Source organism: Allocoleopsis sp. (assembly GCF_036703385.1).
Lineage (GTDB): Bacteria > Cyanobacteriota > Cyanobacteriia > Cyanobacteriales > Coleofasciculaceae > Allocoleopsis.
Genome location: NZ_DATNPA010000230.1, coordinates 1 through 2,404, shown reverse-complemented (window position 1 = coordinate 2,404; position 2,404 = coordinate 1). Strand labels below are relative to the sequence as shown.

The following is a 2,404-nucleotide window of genomic DNA, read 5'->3' as shown; positions in this document are numbered from 1 at the left end:
AGTCATGCCCCTAACGTATGAATTTCTCTTTTTGGGATACTTTGATTGTTGCCTGTGCTTTAGAAGGCGGAGTTGAAAACCTCTTGTCCAGAAATGTACAGCGTCACACCCTCAGCACTCTTTTTCCTTTATGGGTTATTGTCCCGACACGCTGACAACCAACCTGCCAAAAACCAGTACCAGTGCGATCGATCAAAGGGGTAACGATAGGATGCTTCTAGCTGTCCTGTTTGTTGGAGTGTTTCTAATGGGAGCTGACAGCGCTTTTTTAAGGAGACACAGGCATCGTAACCCTCATGCCAGGACGGGCTTACTATATATTCCATCTGCCCGATGCAGATTTGGAGTCGGGATTTTAAGGCATTGGGAAGATTATCATCGTAGAGGCAGCGGCGGAGGATTGTCGCCAAGACTCCTGGTGGCTCGTGGCTGAAGGGTTCCTCACTGTAGGGTGTTCCTTGCCCATTCGCAAGCCGTTCTATGTTTAGCACAGTTGATTCTAGGGGCAACTCCAAATGAGGAGCGAGCCGATTGGTTTTGATCTTTTCGTCAGTCATGGGAACTCGTGTTAATTCATGAGTGTGCGGTGATGAAAGTGGCCAACCTCATCGGACGTTTGCCTCACAGGCTAAAGAACCCCAGTTTTCTGGAACTGGGCTTTTTCAGGAGGAGCGCGTTCCTCTTAATTCAATATGGCCTTAAGTCTTTTTGGTCTTCCTCTGCCTTCGGTGTAGCTATAACTGATGGCTCCTCATCCCTATTCCGTAGTTTCGCGGCTAAGCCCGGATTGTTTTTCCGAAACGTGCGATCGCACCCGCGTAGTTAGACTAAATTTGGCAAAAACTAGCGCCCGCTAGTTGTAGGAAGCTTGATTATGACTGGTCTTAGCTTGGGCGATTCTTCTCTAGAGATACTGCGCGATCGCTACGAAGTTCAACAGCGCCTCGGAAAGAAAGCTGGGCGACAAACCCTGCTGGCGCGTGACTTAAACACTCAAGAATTAGTCGTCATCAAACTGCTCAGCTTTAGCAGTGACTTCAATTGGGATGACTTGAAGCTATTTGAACGCGAGGCACAAACTCTCCAATCCCTCTCTCATCCAGCCCTTCCTCGCTATCTCGATTCCTTTGAACTCGATACACCAAACGGCAAAGGATTTGCGATGGTACAGAGTTACATTGAAGCACCCTCCTTAGAGGAGCATTTGAAGACCGGACGAACCTTTACCGAGGGCGAGATAAAGCAGCTTGCCAAGGCTCTGTTAGAAATTCTGACTTACTTACATGGGCAAAAGCCGCCCCTTATCCATCGCGACATCAAGCCCAGCAATATTCTATTAACGAATCGCTCTGGCAATAGTGTAGGGCAGGTGTATCTAGTTGATTTCGGTTCGGTTCAAACCCTAGCGAGTCAAGAAGGTAGAACTGTAACTGTAGTTGGAACTTATGGCTACATGCCCCCGGAACAATTTGGGGGGCGGGCAGTTCCCGCATCCGACCTCTACAGCTTGGCAGCAACCTTAATTACCCTGGCAACAAGGGCACATCCTGCTGACTTACCTCAAAAAGATATGAGGATTGAATTTCAGCAAGCGGCTCATCTCAGCCACGGTTTTACCGATTGGCTGAGTCAAATGATAGAGCCGAGTTTAGATCGTCGCTTCACCTCTACCGAATCAGCGTTGCAAGCTCTAGAACAGCCCTTCAGGCAGAGTAATCAGCTCTTGCTTAACAAAGAAAATTCAGTAACAACCGTTGAGTTGCTATGGAACGCCGTCTGGCGCAGTACAGCGATGGGAGTTGTAGCGGGAGGCGTCTACGGTGGAATCTATGGCACAGCCTTTTTTCCGGGTTATGGGACAATATTTGGCGCATACTTGGGTGGCTTGGCAGGCATTCCTTTGGGGTTTGCCAACGGATTATTTGTGGGCATTTGGACACGTTTATGGTACTTCCCGCTCAAAAATCCCCGACTTCATCGGCGAGTTGTTGGCACAATCAGCACCCTAGTTTGCACAGCTGTTGCTTTAATCGGCTTTGCTAGCTCTAACCACGACATAAATTCTTACCTTAAAACATTTAATTCTGTGCTTACTGTAGCTCCAGCACCGATTGCAGGGCTATCGATGGGGTTAATCAGTCAAGGGATTGCCCGATGGTATGAGCGAGAAAGCCGACGGCAAGGGAAAAGATAAATCTTCTCCAGGTAACAAAAACTAGAAAGCGCAGATGGAGATGAAAAAATGACCAATTTGATATTAGGTCAGCGCTACGAAGTACAGCAACAACTGGGAAAACAACCTGGACGACAAACGCTTCTAGCCCGTGACTTGAAAAGTGAAGAACTGATCGTGATCAAAGTGCTGTCTCTGGGTAATGAAGATGAATGGCAGCACCTGAAGCTA

Annotated in this window: 2 protein-coding genes; one reads left to right on the top strand and one right to left on the bottom strand. The window is 48.0% G+C overall.

The window, feature by feature from the left end; all coding sequences use genetic code 11:
* Positions 1 to 128: 128 nt before the first annotated feature.
* Positions 129 to 557: a hypothetical protein gene (locus V6C93_RS11295; protein ID WP_333476759.1), complete on the bottom strand. Its 429-nt coding sequence runs from the start codon at positions 555 to 557 to the stop codon at positions 129 to 131.
* Between the two features lie 317 nt (positions 558 to 874).
* On the opposite strand from V6C93_RS11295, the gene V6C93_RS11290 reads away from it, so the two are divergent.
* Entirely contained in the window at positions 875 to 2,194 is a 1,320-nt protein-coding gene (locus tag V6C93_RS11290) for a serine/threonine-protein kinase (RefSeq protein WP_333476758.1), read from the top strand.
* The last annotated feature ends 210 nt before the right edge of the window (positions 2,195 to 2,404 follow it).